The sequence below is a fragment of the Arthrobacter sp. NPDC097144 genome, assembly GCF_044762205.1.
Lineage (GTDB): Bacteria > Actinomycetota > Actinomycetes > Actinomycetales > Micrococcaceae > Arthrobacter_B.
This window is the reverse complement of record NZ_JBIWDW010000003.1, coordinates 548,585-570,799: the sequence shown is the minus strand read 5'-3', so window position 1 is coordinate 570,799 and position 22,215 is coordinate 548,585. Positions and strand designations below refer to the sequence as shown.

21 protein-coding genes are annotated in these 22,215 nt (G+C 65.3%); 4 read left to right on the top strand and 17 right to left on the bottom strand.

What is annotated here, in order from left to right; all coding sequences use genetic code 11:
- Positions 1–14: 14 nt before the first annotated feature.
- Both ACIQXM_RS09775 and ACIQXM_RS09770 read left to right on the top strand, forming a co-directional pair.
- Positions 15–1,283, top strand: coding sequence for an ABC transporter ATP-binding protein (locus ACIQXM_RS09775; protein WP_400930863.1), 1,269 nt, complete (start codon positions 15–17; stop codon positions 1,281–1,283).
- A gap of 126 nt (positions 1,284–1,409) precedes the next feature.
- The gene (locus tag ACIQXM_RS09770; RefSeq protein WP_400930861.1) at positions 1,410–2,363 is read left to right on the top strand and encodes a hypothetical protein; all 954 of its coding nucleotides are present in this window, start codon (positions 1,410–1,412) and stop codon (positions 2,361–2,363) included.
- A gap of 84 nt (positions 2,364–2,447) precedes the next feature.
- Here ACIQXM_RS09770 and ACIQXM_RS09765 read toward each other — a convergent pair whose 3' ends face one another.
- The 10 genes from ACIQXM_RS09765 to ACIQXM_RS09720 all read right to left on the bottom strand — a co-directional run bounded on the left by ACIQXM_RS09765 (position 2,448) and on the right by ACIQXM_RS09720 (position 12,648).
- Positions 2,448–4,427 (bottom strand): NHL domain-containing thioredoxin family protein, encoded by a 1,980-nt coding sequence (locus ACIQXM_RS09765; protein WP_400930860.1) that lies wholly within the window; start codon positions 4,425–4,427, stop codon positions 2,448–2,450.
- The gene (locus ACIQXM_RS09760) at positions 4,427–6,454 is read right to left on the bottom strand and encodes a cytochrome c oxidase assembly protein (RefSeq protein WP_400930946.1); all 2,028 of its coding nucleotides are present in this window, start codon (positions 6,452–6,454) and stop codon (positions 4,427–4,429) included. The genes ACIQXM_RS09765 and ACIQXM_RS09760 overlap by 1 nt, the downstream gene beginning before the upstream one ends.
- Before the next feature lie 218 nt (positions 6,455–6,672).
- On the bottom strand, positions 6,673–6,960 hold the full coding sequence (locus ACIQXM_RS09755) for an HU family DNA-binding protein (protein ID WP_104053170.1): 288 nt from the start codon (positions 6,958–6,960) through the stop codon (positions 6,673–6,675).
- Between the two features lie 288 nt (positions 6,961–7,248).
- On the bottom strand, positions 7,249–7,554 hold the full coding sequence (rpsN, locus tag ACIQXM_RS09750) for a 30S ribosomal protein S14 (protein ID WP_400930857.1): 306 nt from the start codon (positions 7,552–7,554) through the stop codon (positions 7,249–7,251).
- A gap of 2 nt (positions 7,555–7,556) precedes the next feature.
- The gene (gene rpmG / locus ACIQXM_RS09745) at positions 7,557–7,724 is read right to left on the bottom strand and encodes a 50S ribosomal protein L33 (protein ID WP_013602737.1); all 168 of its coding nucleotides are present in this window, start codon (positions 7,722–7,724) and stop codon (positions 7,557–7,559) included.
- Positions 7,724–7,960 carry a 50S ribosomal protein L28 gene (rpmB, locus tag ACIQXM_RS09740; RefSeq protein ID WP_104053173.1) on the bottom strand — a complete coding sequence of 79 codons (237 nt, stop codon included), beginning with the start codon at positions 7,958–7,960 and terminating at the stop codon, positions 7,724–7,726. Before rpmB ends, rpmG begins: the two co-directional genes overlap by 1 nt.
- Positions 7,961–8,344: 384 nt before the next feature.
- Positions 8,345–9,499: a glucose-1-phosphate adenylyltransferase family protein gene (locus ACIQXM_RS09735; RefSeq protein WP_400930854.1), complete on the bottom strand. Its 1,155-nt coding sequence runs from the start codon at positions 9,497–9,499 to the stop codon at positions 8,345–8,347.
- Between the two features lie 50 nt (positions 9,500–9,549).
- A complete protein-coding gene (locus tag ACIQXM_RS09730; protein ID WP_400930852.1) occupies positions 9,550–10,065 on the bottom strand; it encodes a MarR family winged helix-turn-helix transcriptional regulator in 516 nt (171 codons plus the stop codon).
- Between the two features lie 66 nt (positions 10,066–10,131).
- The gene (locus tag ACIQXM_RS09725; protein WP_400930850.1) at positions 10,132–11,631 is read right to left on the bottom strand and encodes an MFS transporter; all 1,500 of its coding nucleotides are present in this window, start codon (positions 11,629–11,631) and stop codon (positions 10,132–10,134) included.
- Between the two features lie 237 nt (positions 11,632–11,868).
- Positions 11,869–12,648: an SGNH/GDSL hydrolase family protein gene (locus ACIQXM_RS09720; RefSeq protein ID WP_400930848.1), complete on the bottom strand. Its 780-nt coding sequence runs from the start codon at positions 12,646–12,648 to the stop codon at positions 11,869–11,871.
- Between the two features lie 105 nt (positions 12,649–12,753).
- Here ACIQXM_RS09720 and ACIQXM_RS09715 point away from each other — a divergent pair, with 105 nt between their 5' ends.
- Positions 12,754–13,716 carry a diacylglycerol/lipid kinase family protein gene (locus ACIQXM_RS09715; protein WP_400930846.1) on the top strand — a complete coding sequence of 321 codons (963 nt, stop codon included), beginning with the start codon at positions 12,754–12,756 and terminating at the stop codon, positions 13,714–13,716.
- Between the two features lie 87 nt (positions 13,717–13,803).
- Here ACIQXM_RS09715 and ACIQXM_RS09710 read toward each other — a convergent pair whose 3' ends face one another.
- From ACIQXM_RS09710 to ACIQXM_RS09685, 6 genes are all read right to left on the bottom strand, one after another.
- Positions 13,804–14,574 (bottom strand): M23 family metallopeptidase, encoded by a 771-nt coding sequence (locus ACIQXM_RS09710; protein WP_400930844.1) that lies wholly within the window; start codon positions 14,572–14,574, stop codon positions 13,804–13,806.
- 205 nt (positions 14,575–14,779) lie between these two features.
- On the bottom strand, positions 14,780–15,760 hold the full coding sequence (locus tag ACIQXM_RS09705) for a siderophore-interacting protein (protein ID WP_400930944.1): 981 nt from the start codon (positions 15,758–15,760) through the stop codon (positions 14,780–14,782).
- A gap of 74 nt (positions 15,761–15,834) precedes the next feature.
- Positions 15,835–16,746 carry an ABC transporter ATP-binding protein gene (locus ACIQXM_RS09700; RefSeq protein WP_400930842.1) on the bottom strand — a complete coding sequence of 304 codons (912 nt, stop codon included), beginning with the start codon at positions 16,744–16,746 and terminating at the stop codon, positions 15,835–15,837.
- A gap of 1 nt (position 16,747) precedes the next feature.
- On the bottom strand, positions 16,748–17,761 hold the full coding sequence (locus ACIQXM_RS09695) for a FecCD family ABC transporter permease (RefSeq protein WP_400930942.1): 1,014 nt from the start codon (positions 17,759–17,761) through the stop codon (positions 16,748–16,750).
- A 74-nt stretch (positions 17,762–17,835) separates the two neighbouring features.
- Entirely contained in the window at positions 17,836–18,924 is a 1,089-nt protein-coding gene (locus tag ACIQXM_RS09690) for a FecCD family ABC transporter permease (RefSeq protein ID WP_400930840.1), read from the bottom strand.
- A gap of 122 nt (positions 18,925–19,046) precedes the next feature.
- Positions 19,047–20,105 carry a glutathione S-transferase family protein gene (locus ACIQXM_RS09685; RefSeq protein ID WP_400930838.1) on the bottom strand — a complete coding sequence of 353 codons (1,059 nt, stop codon included), beginning with the start codon at positions 20,103–20,105 and terminating at the stop codon, positions 19,047–19,049.
- A 150-nt stretch (positions 20,106–20,255) separates the two neighbouring features.
- Between ACIQXM_RS09685 and ACIQXM_RS09680 the strand changes: the two genes are divergently transcribed.
- Entirely contained in the window at positions 20,256–21,293 is a 1,038-nt protein-coding gene (locus tag ACIQXM_RS09680; protein WP_400930836.1) for an NAD-dependent epimerase/dehydratase family protein, read from the top strand.
- Here the strand turns inward: ACIQXM_RS09680 and ACIQXM_RS09675 are convergent.
- Positions 21,259–22,212, bottom strand: coding sequence for an NAD(P)/FAD-dependent oxidoreductase (locus tag ACIQXM_RS09675; RefSeq protein WP_400930834.1), 954 nt, complete (start codon positions 22,210–22,212; stop codon positions 21,259–21,261). The genes ACIQXM_RS09680 and ACIQXM_RS09675 overlap by 35 nt on opposite strands.
- Positions 22,213–22,215: the final 3 nt, after the last annotated feature.

The window sequence follows — 22,215 nt, the reverse complement described above, 5'->3', positions numbered from 1 at the left end:
AAGGATTTACTCTCATGGCATCGATCACCCTCAACCACCTCGTCAAGAAATACGGAGACGGTTTTCCGGCCGTCAATGACGTCAGCCTGGACATCGCGGACGGCGAGTTCATCATCCTGGTTGGCCCCTCCGGCTGCGGAAAATCAACCCTGCTGCGGATGATTGTCGGCTTGGAGGACATTACGTCCGGAGACCTGCTGATCAACGGGGAGCGCGTGAATGACAAGGCGCCCCGGGACCGCAATCTGGCCATGGTGTTCCAGAACTACGCCCTGTACCCGCACCTGACGGTGTATGAGAATATCGCGTTCCCGCTGCGTCTGGCCAAGGGGAAATACACCGACGAGCAGGTGAACAAATTGGTGCGGGATGCCGCCGCCACACTGGAACTGACGGAGCACCTGGACCGCAAACCGGCCAACCTCTCGGGCGGCCAGCGTCAGCGGGTTGCCATGGGGCGTGCGATTGTCCGCCAGGCGGATGCCTTCCTCTTTGACGAGCCGCTGTCCAACCTGGATGCCAAGCTTCGCGGCCAGATGCGTTCGGAGATCTCCCAGATGCAGCGCCGCCTGGGCGTCACCAGCGTCTATGTAACGCACGACCAGACCGAAGCCATGACCCTTGGGGACCGGGTGGCCGTCCTGAAGAAGGGCATCCTGCAGCAGGTGGCCTCCCCCCGTGAACTGTACGAGCAGCCCATCAACCTCTTTGTGGCAGGCTTTATCGGCTCGCCGTCGATGAACTTCCTGCCCGCGACTCTGGACGGCAACGTCCTGCGGACCGCCGTCGGCGACCTCACGATTCCCGCCGATAAGGCCGAGAAGGCAGCCGGAAAGAAGATTGTGCTCGTGGGCCTGCGCCCGGAGTTCTTCGAGGACGCCAAGTTTGTGGACGAAGCCAAGCGCCCCCACGGGTCACACTTCACCGCTCCCATCAGCCACACGGAGTGGTTGGGCAACGAGCAGTACGGCTACATCCCCTTCCACCCGGACCCCGAGGTGAAGGAACTGCTGGATAACCTGGCCCGGGAGATGGATGCCGACGAGCTGCGCCCGCAGATCGTGGTGACCATCGATGCGGCCTCCCGCATCCGCGGCGGCCGTGACGCCGAACTGTGGCTGGATACCCGCAAGGTGCACCTGTTTGATCCGGAGACCGGAGAGAACCTGACCCGCGACGCACGTGCCGGAGCGGAGCTGACCGAGGAAGCGAACGCCGCACGGGCTGAAGAGATTGCCATGGCCCGCGAGAATGATGCGGTCACGAGCGGCGCCGATTCGTAGCAGCCGCACGTTGAAAGCCCGGGCCGGCGGACATCGCCGCTGGTCCGGGCTTCAATGTTCCAGCCTGGATGCCTTTGGCCCGGTAGTGTTTGAGCAGTGCACGGAACAACTCCAGTAATCAAGGCGGTGGCCACGTGGCTGCTCGCGGCAATGCTCACCATCGGGGCTGCTGCGGTAGTTATCCACTTCGTTAACGCCAACGTTTACGGACCTGAGCAACAGGTGGCCGGCTACCTGGAGGCGCTGCAGGAGGGGAACGGAGAGCGCGCCCTGGGTTTGTTGGGCGCCAAGGTCCCGGACTCCAACGCAGTTCTTCTGGATGACGCCGGGCTGGCGGCTTCAACAGCGGATCTGCAGGTCCTGGAAGTTTCAGAGGCGGCCCGCTCGGCAAATGACCGGGCGGATGTCAGGGCCAGGTACATACTGGGCGGTGAAGAACGCGAGAGCAGCTTCCGCCTCACCCGCACGGAGAAGCAGTGGCTGTTCTTTGACCGCTGGTCCTTTGCCCCCTCCACGCTTCCCACTGTGACCGTCACGGCTGCCAGCCAGCGGGAAGCCACGGTCAACGGCGTCCGTGTTGCCCTGCCCGCCGAAACCACCACCTTCGCGGCCTTCTACCCCACCCGCGTGGAGGCGTCCTACACCTCGGAGTTTCTGGCCGCGCCTGCGGCATCCGGCATTGTGGGTTCTGCCGCGGATACCGTTGACCTGGTGCTGACCACGGAGGCAACCGAGGCCCTGAAGACCGCGGTGGATGCCCGGGTCCGGGATTTCCTTGACGGCTGCACCAGCGCGCGGGACCGCCTCGCTCCCCCGGGCTGCCCCTTCTTCCACTTCACCGATAACCAGGTACAGCCGCCCATTGTCTGGACAATCACGGAATATCCCACGGTGGACATCAGGAACGTCGCCGGCAAGTGGGTCCTCTCGCCGCTGACCGGGAAGGCCCGGCTCACCGCCACGCAGACCGACCTCTTCAGCGGTATGAAGAGTCCGCTGACAGTTGAAAAAGAGTTCAGCTTTGCGGCCCGGCTGTCCATGGGCTCCGGCGAAGTCACCGTCACCCCTCTCATCGACTGATCCCGCTGCCCGCGAGATAGCAGAAACGGCGCTTCCCAGAGCTGGGAAGCGCCGTTTCTGCTATCTCGGGGGGGAAAGGAGCGGCTAGTCCAGTCCGCGCAGGTCCAGGGTCAGGGCGGTGTCTCCGCCGGCGTCAATCGTCACCGGAATGCCCCAGTCCTGCTGGTACATGTGGCAGGCAGCATGGTCCGGGATTTCCCCGCCGGGCTCGCCGTCGCAGGCCGCCGCCCGGGCGGTGATGTGCAGGACACCGCCGGCGACGGAGTCCGACAGCACCAGCTCACGGGTCAGGCCGGTGGAGGTTCCGCCGCCCGAGACCAGCAGCTCTTCCGGGGAGGAGGAGATTTTCAGCTGCGTGGGGTCGCCCCAGCGGTCATCGAGCTTCTGGCCCTTCGGCGCGGCAAACCGGACGGACAGGCCCACCGGACCGGCCGCCACGGGACTGGCCGGGCGCTGTGTCTGACGCGCTCCCTCGTCCACCGACTGTGCTTCCTTGGGGATGGCCACGCGTACCAGTTCGTGCTTGTTGGCTTCCACCACAACCAGCAGCGGCTCTCCGGTGGTGGTGTCCACCAGGACATCGGAAGGCTCCGAGAGTCCGCGGGCCAGGGTTGATACGGTCTGCGTCACCGGGTCAAAGCGGCGGACAGCACCGTTGTAGGTGTCAGCGATCGCCACCGAGCCGTCCGGCAGCACCGCAACGCCCAGCGGGTGCTGCAGCCGCGCTTCGCCGGCGGCACCGTCGCGGAAACCAAAATCGAACAGCCCGGCGCCGACGGCGGTGCTCACGGATACCCGGGTGCCGCCGTCGTCGTCGGTGAAGCTCAACCGGCGCACTGCCGATGTCTCAGAGTCGGCCACCCAAATGTTGCCGGCAGCATCTTCGGCAAGGCCGGAGGACTGGGCAAACCAGGCCTCGCTGCCGTCTCCGTCCAGCAGGCCTTCCAGCCCGGTCCCGGCAAGGATGCCCACCGCGCCGGTGAGCGGATCAAAGGTAAAGATCTGATGGGTGCCGGCCATGGCCACCACCAGCCGTCCCAGCACAGTGGACCAGGTGAGGTCCCACGGGGAGGACAGCGAAATGTCCAGCGCGTCCGTCCCGAGCAGTGCCGGTACGGTGCCCGCCCCGGCTGCGCCGCCCGGAGCCGCTGTACGGGACTCGGAGGGATGATCCCCGCCGGGAGTGCGCTTTGCCGGGTTTCCGGCGTCCAGGAGGCGCTGAACACCGTTTCCGGCCACGGTGGCCACAGTCCCGGAGGACAGGGACACGGCGCGAAGGCGGTGGTTGACGGTATCCGCGACGACGACGTCGTACCCCGCCTGCTCAGCCACGGCGGCCGGCAGGACTGCCACGCCCTGGGGTTCGTTGAAGCGTGCGGTGTCAGCAGCGCCGTCGCGCCAGCCCTTGGTGCCGTCGCCGATCACGGTCCGTACCGTGGTGAGGTCCGATTCCAGCTCCACCAGCCGGTGGTGGCCGGTGTCTGCGACCAGGAAGCTCCCGCCGGGCAGCGGAACTGCCTTGCCCGGGAACCGCAGGTTCCCGGCAGTGGGTTCGGCCGGCACGTAGGGACCGTCGCCGCGGTGCAGGGTGCCCTTGGCCTCGTGTTCAGCTACGAGCTCGCTGACCAGTGATTCCAGGCCGGCTGCGTGGCCTTCACCGGAGAGGTTGGCCACGATGTAGCCCTCGGGGTCCAGGACCACCAGGGTGGGCCAGGCGCGTGCCGCGTAGGCCTGCCAGGTGAGCAGCTCGGGGTCATCCAGGACCGGGTGGTGGATCTCATAGCGCTCCACGGCCGCAGCGAGGGCCACGGGATCCGCTTCGTGCTCAAATTTGGGCGAGTGGACGCCCACGGTCACCAGGACGTCGGAGAACTTCTCCTCCAGTGGCCGGAGCTCGTCCAGGACGTGAAGGCAGTTGATGCAGCAGAAAGTCCAGAAATCCAGGAGGACGATCTTTCCGCGCAGGTCTTCCAGCCCGAGCTGGCGGCCGCCGGTGTTGAGCCAGTTGCGGCCCTCGAGCGCCGAGCCTCGCACCCGGTATCCGGCGCGCACGGTTTCAGTCATTAACGATCTCCTTCAGAGCTGCTGGCATCCCGCTTGGCCAGATTGGCGAACATATCGTTGTAAGCATTCAGCTCAGCGTCATTATTCCGCTCAGCCGCCCGGTCTTTACGCCGTGTTTCGCGGGCGTCCGTCCGTGACCACTGCAGCGCGACGCCGATCGCCACCATGACGGTGGGAATTTCACCCAGTCCCCACATGATCGATCCGCCCAGTTGCTGGTCCTCAAGGACGCCCAGCCCCCAGTCCCGGCCCATGTTCCCGAAGTAGGAGGCTTCGATCAGCGACGTGCCGCCCATCACCGCCACCCCGAAGAAAGCGTGGAAGGCCATCGTGGCCAGCAGGATGACCAGGCGCAGCGGATACGGTGCCCGATAGGGCAGCGGGTCGATCCCGATCATGGTCAGGACAAAGATGTATCCGGTCAGCAGGAAGTGGACCACCATCAGCTCGTGGCCCACATGCTGGCGCAGGGCAAAGCCGAACAGCTCTGAGTAGTAGAAGATCACGATGGAGCCGGCAAAGTTTACGGCGGCGAAGATGGGGTTGGTGACCAGCTTGGAGAACCAGGAGTGCACCCCGATGAGGATCCATTCGCGGATGCCGCGCGTGCCGTCTCCGCGCGGAGTCAGCGCCTTCAACGCCAGGGTCACCGGGGCTCCGAGGACCAGGAACAGCGGAATCACCATGGTCAGGGACATGTGGGCCAGCATGTGGGTGCTGAACAGGACCATGCCGTAGACGGCGGGTGCACCGGAGGTCACGTAGGTGAGTCCGGCCAGGCCCACCAGCCAGCACAGGCCGCGGACCACGGACCAGGAATCCCCGCGGCGGCGGACCTTGATCATGCCGGCAATGTAGGCGACAGCCAGAGTCAGCACAATCGCCACCCACAGCCAGTCCCAGCGCCACTCGGTGAGGTAGCGCTGCGTCGTCAGTTCCGGCGGAAGGTCGTAGCCGGTGAGGATGCGTGCCGGAGTGGCATCCGGCGGGAGTTCCTCCGGCCGCGGCGTTGCGGTGCGGCCCAGGGCCACTGCCACACCCGAGACGGCGGCCATGATCAGCAGTTCCACGCCGATCAGCTGCCAAAGCACGCGCTGGGCACCCTTTGACCGGGGTCCGCCGTGTTCGCTGGATCCGGCGGCGGAACCGGGAACCTTGGCCGGCAGCTGCGGGATGATCCAGCGCCGGTGGAGGAATCCAATGACGCCCAACACCAGGGTCGCTGCTGCCTTGAAGATCACCAGCTGTCCCCACTCGGAGTTCAGCTGGGACAGTGACGTGATGCGCAGCGAGGCGTTCACGATGCCTGAGAGGAAGACCAGCGCGAAGGCAAAACCTGCCAGCGCGGAGTAGCGGCGCAGCACTACTCCGGTGATGGGGCCAAGCTGGCGTGAGATGACGGCGAGCACAATGAGCCCGCCGATCCACAGGCAGACCCCGGCCAGGTGCAGGCCAATCGAGTTCACGGCCGCACTGTGGTCGTCGCCGCCGGCCGAGTGGCCCACCAGGGCGATGGGAACAATGGCCCCGAAGGCGAGCACAGCCGTGGCCGCCAGGGCGTTCAAGGACCGCACGCCGAAGCACAGGGTGGTTACCACTGCCGCAATGATGCTGACGGCCAGCCAGGCACGGCCGGTGGAGAAGTCAGTAAGGAAAGATCCCAGCCCCTGCGTGTAGGTGGCATCGGCGCTCAGCGGCAGCCCGGATACGTCCGAGTAGGTGAACAGCAGCACCGCAACGGCGGACAAAGTCCAGATTCCGGCGGCAACCCCGGCCAGCGACATTGCCCGGGCAAAGGCCGGATGCTCGGGTTCGTCCGCCCGGACCTTGCGGCCGCGGGTGAGCTTAAGGGATTTCGGCAGGATGGCCACTGCAAACACCAGGGAGCCAATCACCGCTGCCATGGCACCGTTCTGCACGGCCTTGGCAACGGGCAGCGCCCAGCGCGTCAGCGCACCGGGATCGGAAAGCTCCTGCGCGGCGGCGGCACCGGAGAAAAGCAGCGCAGCCGTCAGCGCCAGGATCATGACGGCGGCGGCAGCAGCCAGCCAGCCGTTGCGGACGGCAGGGGCGGCCTGCGGAGCGGCGGGGACCGGGCGGGTGTTCTTCGCCGTCCGGTTGGCGCCAGCGGTATCGGTGTTGGCAGTTTTAGGCACGTTACCTATTCTCTACCCGCGGTAGAAATTTGGGCGAATTGCGCAAAAAAGGCCGGCGCCCCCAGGCGCCGGCCTTGCCTCCGGAGAGGTTACTTCTTGGTGGAGACGGCAGCCTTCAGCTTGGAGCCGGCAGTCAGCTTGACGCTGTGGCCGGCGGGGATCTGAATGGTTTCGCCGGTCTGCGGGTTGCGGCCGGTACGGGCAGCGCGGTCCGTGCGCTCGACTGCAAGCCATCCGGGGATGGTGATCTTCTCGCCATTGGCAACAGAGGTTGCGAAGATGTCGAAGACAGCGTCAAGAACGCCGTTCACTGCGGTCTGGCTGTTGCCGGACTTCTCTGCGACTGCTGCAACAAGTTCACTGCGGTTCATAGCCAATTTATGTCCTCCTGGACTAGGTGTTAGCTCGAGCGGATCACGGATGCGAAACCGCCACTGTTGGAAAACTTACCAGTCCGACCCGGAATATCAGGAAAAATCCGCTGTTTTTCGCGGTTTTTTCCGCTCTTAGCCCACAAAACGGTGCCATTTTCCCCTCTTGGCCTTCTAGTCTGCTTCCCAGCAACGGCGCGGAATTTGCGATCCGGCCGGGGCAGGGTGTCCGGACAAGCAAAAAGGGCGGCAACCCGAAGGTTGCCGCCCTTTTCAAAGCGGGATAAGCAGTGCTTACCAGCTGGACTTCTTGACGCCCGGCAGTTCGCCTGCGTGGGCCATGTTGCGGAAACGCACACGCGAGATACCGAACTTCTGGAGGGTACCGCGGGGGCGGCCGTCAATCTGGTCGCGGTTGCGAAGGCGGACCGGGGAAGCGTTGCGCGGCAGCTTCTGCAGGCCGAGGCGTGCAGCTTCGCGGGCTTCGTCGGTAGCGTTTGCGTCTACCAGGGTCTTCTTCAGTTCGAGGCGCTTTGCAGCGTAGCGCTCAACAACGACCTTGCGCTGCTCGTTGCGGGCAATCTTGGACTTCTTTGCCATTCTTAGCGCTCCTCACGGAATTCGACGTGCTGGCGGATCTTCGGGTCGTACTTCTTCAGGACCATGCGGTCCGGGTCGTTACGACGGTTCTTGCGGGTCACGTAGGTGTACCCGGTGCCGGCGGTCGACTTCAGCTTGATGATCGGACGAACGTCCTTGTCCTTAGCCACTAGAGCTTCACACCCTTCGCGATAAGGTCAGTGATGACGGCGTCAATACCGCGCACGTCGATCGTCTTGATGCCGCGGGCCGAAACCTGCAGCGTCACGTTGCGGCGCAGGGACGGAACCCAGTAGCGCTTCTTCTGAATATTCGGGTCGAACCGACGCTTGTTGCGGCGGTGCGAGTGCGAAATGCTGTGACCAAAGCCGGGGATGGCTCCGGTTACCTGGCAATAAGCTGCCATGATCTCTCCTCCAGTTGTAGTAAATATGACGGTCCTCAAAAAACAGACACAAGGCCAAAGCGCCTAAGCACCTGCCATAAAGAGCGTCCCGCCACCAGTTTTGACACCGTTATTACTGCGACTTTCCGGAGGTTGACCTGGCGGGGTGAGATCCAGCCGAAGTGCCTCGCCGCGGGGAAGACGGTGAAGTTCAGGTTGCCAAGCAGTATCTGCCGGGACAGCCTTCAATTCTAGGTTTATACGGGTGGCCGCGCAAATGTCCATTGTCCCTCTGTGGAAGCGGGCCCTCTGAACACAGGCGCAACTTAACGCCTCTCTATCCTAGGGGCAACCCGGCTCTCATTCAAACCGGCGGGATACTGTACCCCGCAAAGGTGCCTGACCTCACCCCTGGGACGGCGACGACGGCTTTTCCACCGCCCCGTCCGCGCCCACAACCACCACCGCAGCATCCGGATCCAGCTCTGCGCCGTCCAGTTCGGTGCCGCCGCCGATCACGGCGCCGGCATCAACGATCGCATTGCGAAGCTTGGCCCCGGATCGGATCCGGACATCGCCCAGAATCACGCAGTTTTCCACCTCGGCGCCGGCTTCCACCAGGGAGCCGGGGCCCAGGACGCTGCGGCGGACGCTGCCCTCCACCCGGGAGCCCGGCGCGAGCAGGCTGCTGGACACCCTGGCACCTTCACCGGCGAAACCCGGCAGCCGGCGCGGTGCCGCGCTAAGGATCGGCCACCGCGGGTCATCGAAGTTCAGCCCCCGGCCGTCAATAAGGTCCATGTGCCCCTGGTGGTAGCTGCGCGGTGTGCCCATGTCCCGCCAGTAGCCGTCCAACCGGTGTTCAGCTACTTTTTCAGTTTGGACCAGGTGGGGAATCAGCTGGTCGCCGTAGTCTTCCAGCCGGCCGTCCTTCTCCATCAGATCATCCAGCGCCTGCAGCAGGACTTTGGCGTCGTAGAGGAAGATCTCCGCAGCGACGAGGTCTGACTTCGGCTTCTCCGGTTTGTAGTCAAAGCCCGTGACCACGCCGTCCTCCACCTGCACCACCCCGTGGTCGGATGGGTTGTTGCGGATTTTCGTGGTCACCAGGGTCAGTGCGGCCTTGGTCCGCTCGTGGGTGTCCAGGACGTCCCGGTAGTCGAGCCGGTAGAGATGGTCAGCGCTCAGGACAAGGATCAGATCCGGATCATATTCCCGGATGTAGTCGGCCTGCCGGTACAGGGCGTCTGCGTTCCCCTCGGCGAAGCCTTCGCCCTCCCCGCCCTGGTAAGGCGGCAGGACCCGCAGGCCGCCGTTGGTCCGGTCCAGGTCCCAGGGACGGCCGCTGACCAGGTGGTCATTGAGGGATTTCGGCTGGTACTGCTCCACAATCCAGACATCGGCCAGGCCGCTGTTGTGCAGATTGGACAACGGAACGTCAATCAGCCGATAGGACCCGGCGACCGGCATGGCCGGCTTGGCACGGTGGTCGGTGAGCGCGCCGAGACGCCCGCCTGTTCCGCCGGCAAGGATGATGGTCAGGATTCGGGGGGCCTGCATGGGGGATTACCTCTCGGTGGGGGCGGTAGTCTCTCTGCTGTCCTTCAAGGCTAACAAATGCCGTTTTCCGGATTGTTGTCCTCAACGATGCTGTTGCCTGGCTCGATCCGGCTCAGGATGCGGCGGCCTATGCGTTCAAGGTCCGCCACGTCCCGTTCGTCCAGGCCGTCAAACACAAGGTTCCGCACTGAGCGGACATGATCCGGAGCCAGCTGCTCCAGGGCCGCCATGCCCTCGTCCGTCAGGGAGGCGGTAGTGACCCGCGCATCATCCGGAGACGGAGAGCGTTCCATCCAGCCGCGGCCTTCCAGCTTCTTGACCACATGCGAAAGCCTGGACAGCGATGCGTTGGACCGGGCGGCCAGTTCACTCATCGGCAGGTTCCGGCAGGGAGCCTCGGACGTCATCGCCAGGACGTGGTAGTCAAAGAGCGTGATCCGGGACCGCTTGAACAGCTCGGCGTCCAGCGTGGGATTGAGCCGGGTGGCCAGGGCGTACAGCGCGAGCCACGCCCGCCGCTCATCGGGGCTCAGCCACGGGGCAGAAGAAGCATCGGAGTTACTCATGCATCCATCCTCCCACGGTTAGTTGAGGCTTCAATGATTGGCGGGCGCGGCGGCCCGCTGTTCCGGCTACTTGCCGGACTCGGCGGGCACGGCGTCGAACGGCAGGGAATCGACATCGAGCCGGGGGTTTTCATCCTGGGTGGCCACCAGTTCCCGGGCTTCGGCGGGCGTGTCCACGCTGGGCATCGAGCCGGGCATGGGCCGGTTGGCGGATTCCCTCATGACGTAAACGGCCACGGCACCAACCACGGATGTTGCCATCAGCCAGAAGGCCGGCATCAGATCATTGTCCGTCAGGTTGATCAGGCCCTGCATGATCAGCGGGGCAGTGCCGCCGAAGATTGCCACCGCGAAGTTATAGGAGATACCCATGGCGCCGTAGCGGCTTGCTGTGGTGAACAGCGCGGGAAGCGCGGAAGCAAGGTTGGAAACGTAGAACGTCACGGGCACAGCCAGCAGCACCAGACCCAGCAGGGTGGACCAGACCGGGCCCAGGGCGATCAGCAGGAAGGCCGGAACCGCCAGCACAATGGTGGAACCTGCACCCATCAGCAGGACCGGACGGCGCCCGATGCGGTCCGAAAGCTTGCCGCACAGCGGAATGCACAGCGCCATCAGCACCAGCACGGGGATGGTCAGGAGCGTTCCGTGCAGCGGGTCGTATCCCATGGAGTCCGTGAGGTAGGACGGCATGTAGGACGTGAGGGTGTAGCCCACGGTGTTGGCAGCAGCAACAAGCACCATGGCCACCAGGATCGGGCGCCAGTAGAGGCCGATCATGGCCAGGGTGCCGGGAGGCGCCGTCTCGCTCTGGGGATTGTCTGAAGCGGCATTTTCTTCCTGCGCATCCAGGGTTGCCTGGAAGGCCGGGGATTCTTCGATCTTCAGCCGGAAATACACGGCAATCAGCCCCAGCGGACCGGCGATAAGGAACGGAATGCGCCAGCCCCAGTCCAGCATGGTTTCTTCGCTGAGGGAGAGCTGCATGATGGAGACCACGCCGGCACCGAGGGCGAACCCCATGTAGCTGCCCAGGTCCAGGATGCTGGAGAGGTAGCCGCGGCGCTTGTCCGAGGCGTATTCCGTGACAAAGGTGGTGGCACCGGCATACTCGCCGCCGGTGGAGAAACCCTGGATGAGCTTCATCAGGATCAGCAGGACCGGAGCCCACATGCCGATCTGGTCATATCCGGGCAGGAGCCCGATCACGAAGGTAGAAGCTGCCATCATGATCAGCGTTACGGCCAGGATCTTTTGGCGGCCCAGCCGGTCACCGAGGCGGCCGAAAACAACTCCGCCCAGGGGGCGGGCCAGGAAGGTGGCAGCGAAAACGCCAAGGCTGAAGATCAGCTGGGCGGAGGCATCGGCCTCGGAAAGGAAAACGGCGCCCATGGTGACGGCAAGGTAGCCGTAGACACCAATATCGAACCATTCCATGGTGTTGCCGACGACGGTTCCGCCAACGGCTTTTTTCATCATCGATTTGTCGACGACGTTCACGTCATCGACCTTCAGTCGGCGGCGCCTGAGGACAGGACGGCGCACGGTGGGTGCATCTTTAGGCATGGTGGCTTTCTTTCTAGAAGTCAGCTGCGTGTATCGGAAGCAACCGGCCATACGCCGTGAAAGGCGTCAGGCAGACCATCAAGTTTAGGAAGAACACCGGGGGTTACCGAATTATCAGCACGCCCGCGCCGAATTATGTGCACTTATTTGGAGGTAAATTCCACGAATTTACAGGGCGGTCGGGGAATTCTGTGAAACACCTCACCACAACCGTTTTCAGCCCGCTGAAAACCCGGTTCAGGAGCGCACGGGAACCGGCAGATGCACCGGAACGGGGTACTTGGGCGAGAGGTTGTCCCCCGAAGAGACCCCCCTCAGCCGGCGGCCCACCCATGGCCCCAGATACTGCTTGGCCCACTGTGCGTCCCGGCGCAGCTGGTCCGCCCGGGTCCGGGCCGGCAGCTCGTCCAGCTCCGGCACATCAATGGCATCCGTGTGCCGCAGGACCTCCAGGACCTTCTTGGCGGTGAGCATGTGTCCGGCCGGGGACATGTGCAGCCGGTCGACGTCCCAATACCTTTCATCCTGCAGTTCCTTCATCCGCCAGTAATCCACCAGTTCCGCACCGCGGCGGTCCGCGGATTCCCGCACCAGCTCGTTGTACAGGGCCGTACGTCCCCTGGTGGCTCCAAAGACGGGGGCGCGGCCGGAGTCGAACCCGGTGAACACGAGCACCGCGGCGCCTGAGGCGCGCAGTGCTGCTATCCCGGCGTCGTACGCGTCCACCAGGGCATCAATGTCCACCCTGGGCCGCAGGATGTCATTGCCGCCGGCGTACAGGGTCACCAGCGTGGGCTCCAGGGCGAGGGCGGCGTCAACCTGCTCTGCGAGCACCTGGTGGAGCTTCTTGCCGCGGATTGCCAGGTTGGCGTATCCCCAGGACCCGTCGGCAAGGATCAGCTGTTCGGCCACGCGGTCCGCCCAGCCACGCACGCCGTTGGGGCGGGAATCATCCCAGTCCCCCACACCTTCGGTGAAAGAGTCACCCAGGGCCACGTATCGAGAAGTAAAAGTCACTCCCACAGGGTACAAGCCGATCCGCCACTTTCCGCATCCGCCCCGGGCCGGTGCCGGGGCGGATTAGACTCTGAACAAGCCGAACAGCAGCAATCAAAGGAACCCATGGCCAGCTCATCTGCCCAAAAGCGCCAGCGTGTCGCCGTCATCGTCAATCCGACCAAGAAAACAGATGTGGACATCCGCTCCCTGGTGAACGGAATCTGCCGCGACGAAGACTGGGATGAGCCCCTGTGGCTGGAGACTACTGCCGAGGATCCCGGCCGCGGCATGGCACGCCAGGCACTGGAAGCGGGCGTTGATCTGGTGATCGCCGCAGGAGGTGACGGCACGGTGCGCTGCGTCGCCGCGGAGCTGACGGGTACGGATACTCCCCTGGGCCTGCTTCCTTTGGGGACGGGAAACCTGCTGGCCCGGAACCTGGATATTGCCGTGGACGATCCGGCAGCCGCAGTCGCAGCCGCCCTGACCGGAACCGAGCGCAATATCGACGTCGTCCACGTCACCCTGGACCGGGCACTGAAAGGTGATGTCTTCCTGGTCATGGCCGGGCTCGGCTATGACGCGGCGCTCATGGGTGATACGAATGACGCGTTGAAGGACCGGGTCGGCTGGCTGGCGTATGTGGACGCAGGCATCCGCAACCTGCCCGGCAAACCGGTTAAGAGCACTATCCGGCTGGACGGCGGCAAGGAAATTCACGGCTATCCGCGCAGCGTGATGGGCGGGAACTGCGGAAAGATCATGGGCGGACTTGAGATCTTCCCCGGTGCACGGATTGATGACGGGCTGCTGGACATCATGACCATGGCCCCCAAGGGCCGGCTTGGCTGGCTCGGTGTCGCGGCCGGCCTGCTGCGCCGGGGCAAGGGCAAGCAGGCGTCGGTGGAGTATTACCAGTGCAAGGAAGCGGAAATCTTCACGGAGACACCGCAGGAGTTTGAGGTCGACGGCGACAACTTGGGCAAGGCGTCCCACGTCGCCTTCCGGGTGGACCCCAGCGCGCTCCGGGTCCGCATGCCGCACGGCCCCAAGGATCCTGCCGTCCTCAGCAATCCGCAGGTTTAGCAAACGCCGGAGCCGGCCCCGCATGCGGGGCCGGCTCCGTGCCGCGGGTATGCAGTTCTGGAATATGCCGCTACAGGAATATTCCGCCTAGAGTCCCAGCCAGACCGCGGGATCCTGGTATTCCTCATTCAGCAGCACTTCAAAGTGCAGGTGCGGACCGGTGGAGTTCCCGGTGCTGCCTACAGAGCCAATCACTTCGTTGAAGCCCACTTCCTGGCCCACCTCGACCCAAATTTCGTTGAGGTGGTTGTAGGTGGTCTGAACGCCGTCTCCGTGGTCCACCACAATGCGCAGGCCGCCGTACTGGTGGTACTCCGCGTAAACCACGGTTCCCGGGGCGGTGGACTTCACCGGGGTACCCATGGGCGCGCCGAAATCGATTCCGGTGTGCCATTCCAGGGCACCGTTGCCCAGCAGCGGGTTCTCCCGCCAGCCAAACGGCGACGTCACGCGCAGGGAATCCAGCGGGACGGAGGCGGCTTCCTCTGCAGGTTCCGCAGCCGGTTCAGCCGCAGGTTCCGGAGCCGGCTCCGCAGCCGGAGCTTCCTCCGGGGCGGGAGCTGCCGCGGCGGGAGCTTCCGGGGCGGGAGCTTCCGCTGGGGGCGGAGCAGGCTGGGCATTCTCTTCAGGGGCTGGCTGTGCCGGAGCCAGATCCGACACTGCTGCTGTGCGGTCCAGGGCCAATGCATTCCGGGATGCTTCAGCGGTCCCCATAACCACCGAACCCAGTGCGAGCACTGCGCCCGCGCTCAGGGCGCAGGTTCGGCGGACCGGATCGGGCATCCGGCGCGGATTCAGCTGCGTTGCCAGATCCGACACGCGTTCCCGGAGCTCGGACAGGAAGTGGGGGGTCTGCAATGAGTATTTCGTAATCCATCACCTCTGAGCAGTTGTCGGCAAAGGGGCAGTGAAAGACAGAATCTCTTTGAGGCGGGAGCCCTGCTCCCAGCGGTTTTAACTTTACCGGCCGGGCATGGGCCACTTACACAAAATGTGAGGAACTACCGGACCCTCTCAGATCCGCGTCACAGCGAAGCTTTTCGGCAGCGGCAGGCTTGAGGCATTACGACTCGGCGCGCCCGCTGCGCCAATACCCCATAAAGGCAACCTGTTTCCTGTCGATTCCGGCTTCGGTGACCAGGTAGCGGCGCAGCCCGCGAACCACTGCGGCTTCACCGGCAATCCAGGCATAGAACGGCAGCGCGCCGGACGGGGTATGCGGGTTCGGCGTTCCCTGCACTGCCGTAGGAGTCAGCCGCTGCGGGGTCTCCCAGAGGATGGTTTCGTCCACATTGACGTCTTCAATCTGCGGCCGGGGCGGCACCGGCGCTCCGGCCACGGAAGCCCAGCCCGGCAGGGCGACGGCGCTGCGGACCGCGGCCTCGAGCAGTTCACCGTGCGGCCGCGCGCCGCGGGGCAGCCAGGTCACCTGCACGGAGGATTCCGTGGATACCGGCTGTTCGTCGGACCCGGAGGGAACCTCCAAAAGCGCGTGTCCGGTGATATCGGCGGGCAGGGATTCCAGGATTGCGGTGATGGCGGGAACTGCGGTTTCATCCCCGGCGAGCAGAATGTGGCGGGCCATGCCCGGCCGCCATTCAATGCCGCCGTAAGACTCGGCGGTGACGCAGTGGGCAACGTTGGGGCCGATAATGCTGACCCGGTCCCCGGGTTTCGCGTCGGCGGCCCAGCTGGAGGCGGGACCGCCCCGTCCCTGCTCATCGAAATGCAGGACAAAGTCCACGTCGATTTCGGGGTCCGCGCCGGAGCAGCGGGCGGACCTGACTGTGTAGGTCCGCATGGAACCCCTGACGGAGGCATCCAGCTGCAGCCAGTTCCGGTACCAGGAGGTGTCGCTGCAGTCGAACTCCGGTACAGGGATCTGCCGGCCGTCGGCGCCGACGGAGGGCACCACTACTTTGATGCGCAGGTCATGGGTCAGGCCCTGCACACCGAATTCGGCCAGGCAGGGCCCCGCAAAGGTGATGCGCTGGAAGTTGTCGCTGAGCCGCTGGATCCGGCGTACTTCCACATCGAAGCACATCACGGCTCCCGCACTTGAGGCACGGCGGGCCTTGCGGGGTACCGCAGTTGCTCCGGTGCGGGTATTGACCTGTGTCACGATGCGGCCTCCAGGCGGGTTTCTGATTCGGGTTCGGGGCGGGCGTCCTGCGGGTTGGGCAGATAGCCCACGGGTTTTGGCGGTTCGGTCTCCGTGCGCGGACGCGCATGGTGGCGGCCGAGCGGCACCACCATGGGGGTTCCGGAGACCGGGTCCTCAATGACCCGGGACTCAAGGCCAAACACGTCGCGGACCAGGTCCTCGGTCAGGATGTCCGCCGGCGCACCCTGGGCAGCAATGGCACCGGACTTCATGGCGATCAGGTGATCGGCGTACCGGGCAGCAAGATTCAGGTCATGCAGGACGATTGCCACGGTGGTGCCCGCCCGGCTGTTGAGGTCGGTGACCAGATCCAGCACCTCAATCTGGTGAGTGACGTCCAAGAAGGTGGTGGGCTCATCCAGCAGCAGTATCTCTGTCTCCTGGGCCAGGGCCATGGCAATCCACACCCGCTGGCGCTGGCCGCCGGAAAGCTCGTCCACGTTCCGTTCAGCCAGGTCCAGGGTCCCGGTTGCTTCCAGCGCGGCGGCGACGGCGGCGTCGTCGTCGGGCGTCCACTGGCGGAACCACCCCTGATGCGGATAGCGGCCCCGCCCAACCAGGTCCGCCACGGTGATGCCGTCCGGTGCGGTGGGCGTCTGGGGCAGCAGGCCAAGCGTGCGGGCCACCTCCCGGGCGGGCCGGGCATGGATGTCGCGGTCCCCCAGCAGTACGACGCCGCCTGCCGGCTTGAGCAGGCGTGACATGCCGCGCAGCAGAGTGGATTTTCCGCAGGCATTGGCCCCGACGATGATCGTGATCCGGCCGGCGGGCAGAGTGACGGACAAGCCGTCCACCACCACGCGCTCGCCGTAGGAAAGCACCAGGTCCCGGGCACTCAGGGTGTTGTCGTTGGGTTTTTCGCCCATCTCAGCCTCCTCGGCCTACACGGTTGGCGGTGACCAGGAGCCACAGCAGGAACGGGGCGCCGAGGGCACCGGTCACTACGCCCACGGGCAGTGATATTCCGGGTACCAAATTGGCTCCGGCAAAATCGGCCGCGAGAACGATCACCGCTCCCACCAGGGCTGATACGGCGAGGGAGTTGCGCCCGCCCAGCAGCCGGCGCGCAATGGGCCCGGAGAGGAACGCGATGAAGGAGACCGGCCCGGCAGCGGCGGTGGCCACGGCGGCCAGTGCCACGCCGGCGGCCAGCAGTCCCAGCCGTGACGCTTCCACCCGCACGCCAAGGCCTGCGGCTGTGTCATCACCCAGTTCAAGTCCGCGCAGCTGCCGCGCCAGGACGGCAGCGGCAGGGAGCAGGACGAGCAGTGCCGCAGCCAGGGGAACAGCGCGTTCCCAGCTGCTGGAATTCAGGGAACCGTTCAGCCAGACCAGCGCCTGCGACGCAGTCCGGACGTCGGTGCGCGTCATCAGGAAGGTCACGATGGACTGCATGACGGCCGCGAACCCGATGCCCACCAGGATCAGCCGGTAACCGGCTGCAGCGCCCCGGCGGGAGAGCAGGTAGATGGCCAGTGCCACCACCAGCGCCCCGCACAGGGCAGCCAGTGACACCGTGCTCCCGGCGGCACCGAAAACCACGATGGCCGTTACTGCACTGGCACTGGCACCGTAGCTGATGCCGATAATGTCCGGGCTGGCGAGCGGGTTGCGCAGCATGGTCTGGAAGATGCTGCCGGAAATCCCGAACGCGGCGCCCACCATGAGGCCGATGACGGCCCGCGGGAGTTTGCTCTCCATCACGATGAACGTGGCGCCGGGAATCTTCTCCCCGCCAAGGATCCGGAAGAAATCCGGGATGGTGACGGTGTAGGTTCCCAGCAGGATGCTCACGGCAAAAAGGATGACGACGGCGGCGGCCAGGACCGCGGTTATGGTCCGGCCGCGGCGAAGGGACCTGCGGCGGGCTGCCCGGACCAGGGCCGCTCCGGGGCCGGCATCCGTACGCCTGCCACCGGATTCCGCCGGTGTTCCCGCCTGCTCCAGCAGCGCGCTCACAGCTGGGCCTGCTTCCGGCTGCGGACCAGCCAGATAAAGACCGGGGCGCCGATGATTGCGGTCATGACCCCCACGGGAACTTCACCGGGGGGCAGCACCAGGCGTCCAATGATGTCCGCCACCAGCAGCAGCACCGGTGCCAGGACGAGGGAGAAAGGAAGGATCCACCGGTAGTCCGGGCCGGTCAAAGCGCGGACCATGTGCGGGATAACCAGCCCGACAAAACCAATGGGTCCGACGGCAGCCGTGGCGGCGCCGCACAACAGCACCACTCCCAGCGCAGTGACTGCGCGGCTGAGGCCCACCCGCTGCCCCAGTCCGCGGGCCAGGTCATCCCCCAGGGACAATCCGTTCAGTGCCCGGCCGGCACACAGCGTAATGACGGCGCCCAGGGCCAGGAAGGGAACGACGGCGGTGATGACGTCCCAGCCCCGGCCGGAGAGGCTGCCCGCCTGCCAGAACCGGAAGATGTCCAGTGTCTGCTGGCTGGAGACCAGCACTGCGCTCATCAGCGAACCGAGTCCGGCGGACAGTGCGGCGCCGGCCAGGGCAAGTTTCACCGGAGTGGCGCCCTCGCGGCCCAGGCTCGCCACGGTATAGACCAGGACGGCGGCCAGTGCCGCCCCCGCCAGCGCGAACCAGACGTATCCGAGGAAGGTGGAAACACCGAAGCCGTAGATGCCGAGGACCACAAAGAACGCTGCTCCGGCATTGACACCAAGAATTCCCGGGTCCGCCAGCGGATTTCGTGCCACGCCCTGCATGGCGGCACCCGCGAGGCCCAGCGCTCCTCCGGCCAGCAGACCGAGCACGGTACGGGGAATCCGTGACAGGACCACCGCGTGGTCGCCGTTCGCCGGGTCGTTGGCGGTCAAGGCGTCAATGACGGTTCCAAAGGGCAGTGCGCGGGCTCCGAAGGTCACCGATGCCAGGCAAGCCAGTGCCAGCAGGCCGATGAAGGCCGCCAGCAGGGCCAGCCGGCGGCCGTTCCGGGCAGGCCCTGAAGGGGACGGCACGGTCCGCGCCGATGCCCCGGACCGAAAATCCTGCGGTGCCGGAGCGGGGGAGCTGATGTTCACGCCCACGGCGGCACCTCCTTAAGACGGAATGATCTTAAGTAAGGCTAACCTACCGTCGAGGCGCTTAAGAAACATTTCTGTGCCCTATTAGCGTCCGGCCGAAGTAATAGCCGCAGGACGGGCCGGGCTCAGAGTGCTCCGTGTCCCGGAGCGACCTCTTCGCCCTCGCGGACCGGCCCCGGAGGCGTTCCGTCGCCGAACGGCCGGCCGCCGAGCTGCTCGCGGTGATGTTCGGTCAGCCAGCCGGACAGATCCGGGCCCTTGGGCACGATCCCGGTGGGGTTGATGTCCTCGTGGACGATGTAATAGTGGGCTTTGATCTGCTCAAAATCCACGGTGTCCCCGAAGCCCGGCGTCTGGAAAAGATCCCGGGCGTAGCCCCAGAGGTTCGGCATTTCCGTGAGCTTGTTCCGGTTGCACTTGAAGTGGCCGTGATAAACCGCGTCGAACCGCACCAAAGTGGTGAAGAGCCGGACATCGGCCTCGGTGATCGTGTCCCCAATGAGGTAGCGCTGGCGGGAGAGCCTGTCCTCCAGCCAGTCCATGGCCGCCCACAGGCGGTCGTAGGCGGCGTTGTAAGCTTCCTGGGATCCGGCGAAGCCGCAGCGGTAAACGCCGTTGTTGATCTCGGTGAAGACGCGCTTGTTGACGGCGCGCATCTCCTCCATGTGCTCGGCCGGCAGCAGGTTCGGTGCGCCGTCGCGGTGGAAGTCTTTCCACTCGGTGGAGAAGTCCTCGGTAATCTGCGGGAAATTGTTGGTCACCACGGCTCCGCTGGGAATGTCCACGATCGCCGGAACGGTGATCCCGCGGCTGTAGCCGGGCGTGCGCCGGAAAAACGCTTCCTGCAGGCGCTCAATACCCAGCACGGGATCCCTGCCGTCCGGATCCAGGTCGAAGGTCCAGCTGCGGGCATCGTGGGTGGGCCCGGGGGTTCCCAGCGAGATGGCATCCTCCAGGCCGAGGAGCCGGCGCACGATGATGGTCCGGTTGGCCCAGGGGCAGGCCCGGGCGGCGATCAGCCGGTACCGCCCGGCTTCCACCGGATAACCGTCGCGCCCGTCGCGCGTGATCCGCGTTTCGATGTAGTTGGTGTCCCGGGTGTATTCCGTTCCGCCGGTGACATACGCTCCGCGCGTGCTGAACTCCGAGCCGTTGTCCTGGTCTGTTGCAGTGCTGTCAGCCATGGGATTTCCCGTTCTGGTACGTACTTCGTTCTGGTACTCAACCCTAACGGCACCAATCGGTCCTGCATTCCCTGTACTGCCGCCCCACCGGTAGAGTCGTGGTCAGCGCCAGCCCTGTCCCATCACCATAAGCCGGAGGAATTGAGCCACATGCGAGTAGCTGTTATCGGAGCAACCGGAAATGTTGGCACAGCCCTGCTGCGCCGGCTGGCACAGGCCCGCGGTGAACGCGGAGGGGACCTGGAAATTGTGGGTATTGCCCGCAGGGTGCCAGACACCAGCGCCCCGCCGTACGACGGCGTCCAATGGCACAGCATCGATATCGCCACCGGTGAGGGCCGGGAGAAGCTGACAGAGGCGCTGAGGGGAGCCGACGCCGTCGTCCATCTGGCCTGGGCCATCCAGCCCAACCATGACGAGGCGGAACTGCACCGCATCAACGTGCACGGAACCGAAAACGCGCTGGCGGCAGCTGCTGCGGCCGGAGTGCGCCAGTTTGTCTGCGCCTCCTCCGTGGGGGCCTACTCCCCTGCGTCCAAGGACAAGCTCACCGACGAGTCCTGGCCTGCACGGGGTATCGCCAGTTCGCACTACAGCCGGCACAAGGGCGAACAGGAAGCGCTGCTCGACGCGTTTGAGCGTGAGTACCCCGAGATCCCCGTGGCCCGCCTCCGCCCGGGCCTGATCTTCTCATCGGACGCCGGAAACGAAATCGGCAATTACTTCCTGGGGCCGCTGGTTCCCAAATTCATCCTGAACAAGCTCAGCCTGCCGCTGATCCCCCTGCCGCAGGAGTTTTCCTTCCAGATTGTCCACGCCGATGACATGGCAGATGCCTACTGGCGGGTGCTGGACCAGCGCGCCGAGGGCGCCTTCAACATTGCCGCGGATCCGGTGATTACCCCGGAGATCCTCGCCGGGGTCCTCGGTGCGCGGCGCCTGCTGAACATTCCGGTAAAACTGGTGCGCGCCGTCGTCGGCCTGACCTGGGCCGCGCACCTGCAGCGCACCGATCCGGGCTGGATCGACATGGCGGCCGGCGCCCCGATCATGGACACCTCGCGGGCGCGGGAGGTTTTGGGCTGGAATCCGCGCCGCACCTCCATTGAATCGCTGAAGTTTGTTCTGGACGGACTGACCCGGGGCGAGGGAGTTAAAGGCTCGCCCCTTCTCGCTCCCCGGCGCTGAGCGCAGCCCGGACGTCCTCTTCCAGCAGCTCCGCATTCAGGCTCACCGCAAGGCGGTAAGCGTCCCCGGCAGCAGCCACCACCTGGCTGGACGGATCGGTGACGTTGCCAACGGCCCAGACGCCGTAGGCACCGGTCCGTCCGGCGGCGTCGGTTTCCAGGCAGCCGTCGGCATCACGGCGGCACCCGGGAACGGACCACGGCAACGGGTCCACTGAGGCGCCGGGTTCACAGAACACGGCCCGGCAGTCCAGCTGCCGCCCGTCTGCCAGTTTCACGCCCGTCAGGGCATCGTCATGCACCAGCAGGTTCACCGCGGCACCCTCCACGATCTGCACGCCCATGGCCGCCAGGGACCGGGCATCCTCCGAGGTCAGGTCCAGTCCCTCCTGGACAATCAGCGTCACCTCCGACGAAAAGCTGCGGACAAGGAATGCCTGCTGCACAGCGGACGGACTTGAACCCAGGACAACCAGCGGACGGTCCGCCACCTCCCAGCCGTGGCAGTAGGGGCACTGCAGCAGGTCCTTGCCCCAGCGCTCCCGCGCCCCGGAGACTTCCGGCAGGACATCCCTCAGCCCGGTGGCAATGACCACGTGCCGGCCCCGCAGCACCCTTCCGTCTGCCAGCTTCACCGACCGGTCCGGCTCCAGCTGCTTGGCCCGCCCGGACAGCACCTCCACGTCATACCGTTCCAGGTCGGAGCGGCAAAGCTCCAGCAGATGCTCCGGATCAACGCCGTCGCGGGAGGGAAAGCCGTGAACATGGCCGGCGGGAGAATTACGGGGATAGCCGGCGTCAATCACCGCCACCCGGCGGCGGGCGCGTCCAAGCACGGTGGCCGCCGTCAGGCCGGCGATTCCGCCGCCAATAATCACCACGTCATGGCTGGCGGCGCGGGCCGCAGAAGCAACAGTCATGAT

Excerpts from the sequence above, each read along its gene's own strand:
- ACIQXM_RS09700 (WP_400930842.1), bottom strand. The coding sequence starts at position 16,746 with ATGGGCGAAAAACCCAACGACAACACCCTGAGTGCCCGGGACCTGGTG.
- rpsN (WP_400930857.1), bottom strand. The coding sequence starts at position 7,554 with ATGGCAAAGAAGTCCAAGATTGCCCGCAACGAGCAGCGCAAGGTCGTT.
- ACIQXM_RS09725 (WP_400930850.1), bottom strand. The coding sequence starts at position 11,631 with ATGCCTAAAGATGCACCCACCGTGCGCCGTCCTGTCCTCAGGCGCCGC.
- ACIQXM_RS09675 (WP_400930834.1), bottom strand. The coding sequence starts at position 22,212 with ATGACTGTTGCTTCTGCGGCCCGCGCCGCCAGCCATGACGTGGTGATT.
- rpmB (WP_104053173.1), bottom strand. The coding sequence starts at position 7,960 with ATGGCAGCTTATTGCCAGGTAACCGGAGCCATCCCCGGCTTTGGTCAC.
- ACIQXM_RS09735 (WP_400930854.1), bottom strand. The coding sequence starts at position 9,499 with ATGCAGGCCCCCCGAATCCTGACCATCATCCTTGCCGGCGGAACAGGC.
- ACIQXM_RS09705 (WP_400930944.1), bottom strand. The coding sequence starts at position 15,760 with ATGTGCTTCGATGTGGAAGTACGCCGGATCCAGCGGCTCAGCGACAAC.
- ACIQXM_RS09730 (WP_400930852.1), bottom strand. The coding sequence starts at position 10,065 with ATGAGTAACTCCGATGCTTCTTCTGCCCCGTGGCTGAGCCCCGATGAG.
- ACIQXM_RS09680 (WP_400930836.1), top strand. The coding sequence starts at position 20,256 with ATGCGAGTAGCTGTTATCGGAGCAACCGGAAATGTTGGCACAGCCCTG.
- ACIQXM_RS09715 (WP_400930846.1), top strand. The coding sequence starts at position 12,754 with ATGGCCAGCTCATCTGCCCAAAAGCGCCAGCGTGTCGCCGTCATCGTC.
- ACIQXM_RS09760 (WP_400930946.1), bottom strand. The coding sequence starts at position 6,454 with ATGATCCTGGCGCTGACGGCTGCGCTGCTTTTCTCCGGTGCCGCCGCC.
- ACIQXM_RS09685 (WP_400930838.1), bottom strand. The coding sequence starts at position 20,105 with ATGGCTGACAGCACTGCAACAGACCAGGACAACGGCTCGGAGTTCAGC.
- ACIQXM_RS09775 (WP_400930863.1), top strand. The coding sequence starts at position 15 with ATGGCATCGATCACCCTCAACCACCTCGTCAAGAAATACGGAGACGGT.
- ACIQXM_RS09765 (WP_400930860.1), bottom strand. The coding sequence starts at position 4,427 with ATGACTGAAACCGTGCGCGCCGGATACCGGGTGCGAGGCTCGGCGCTC.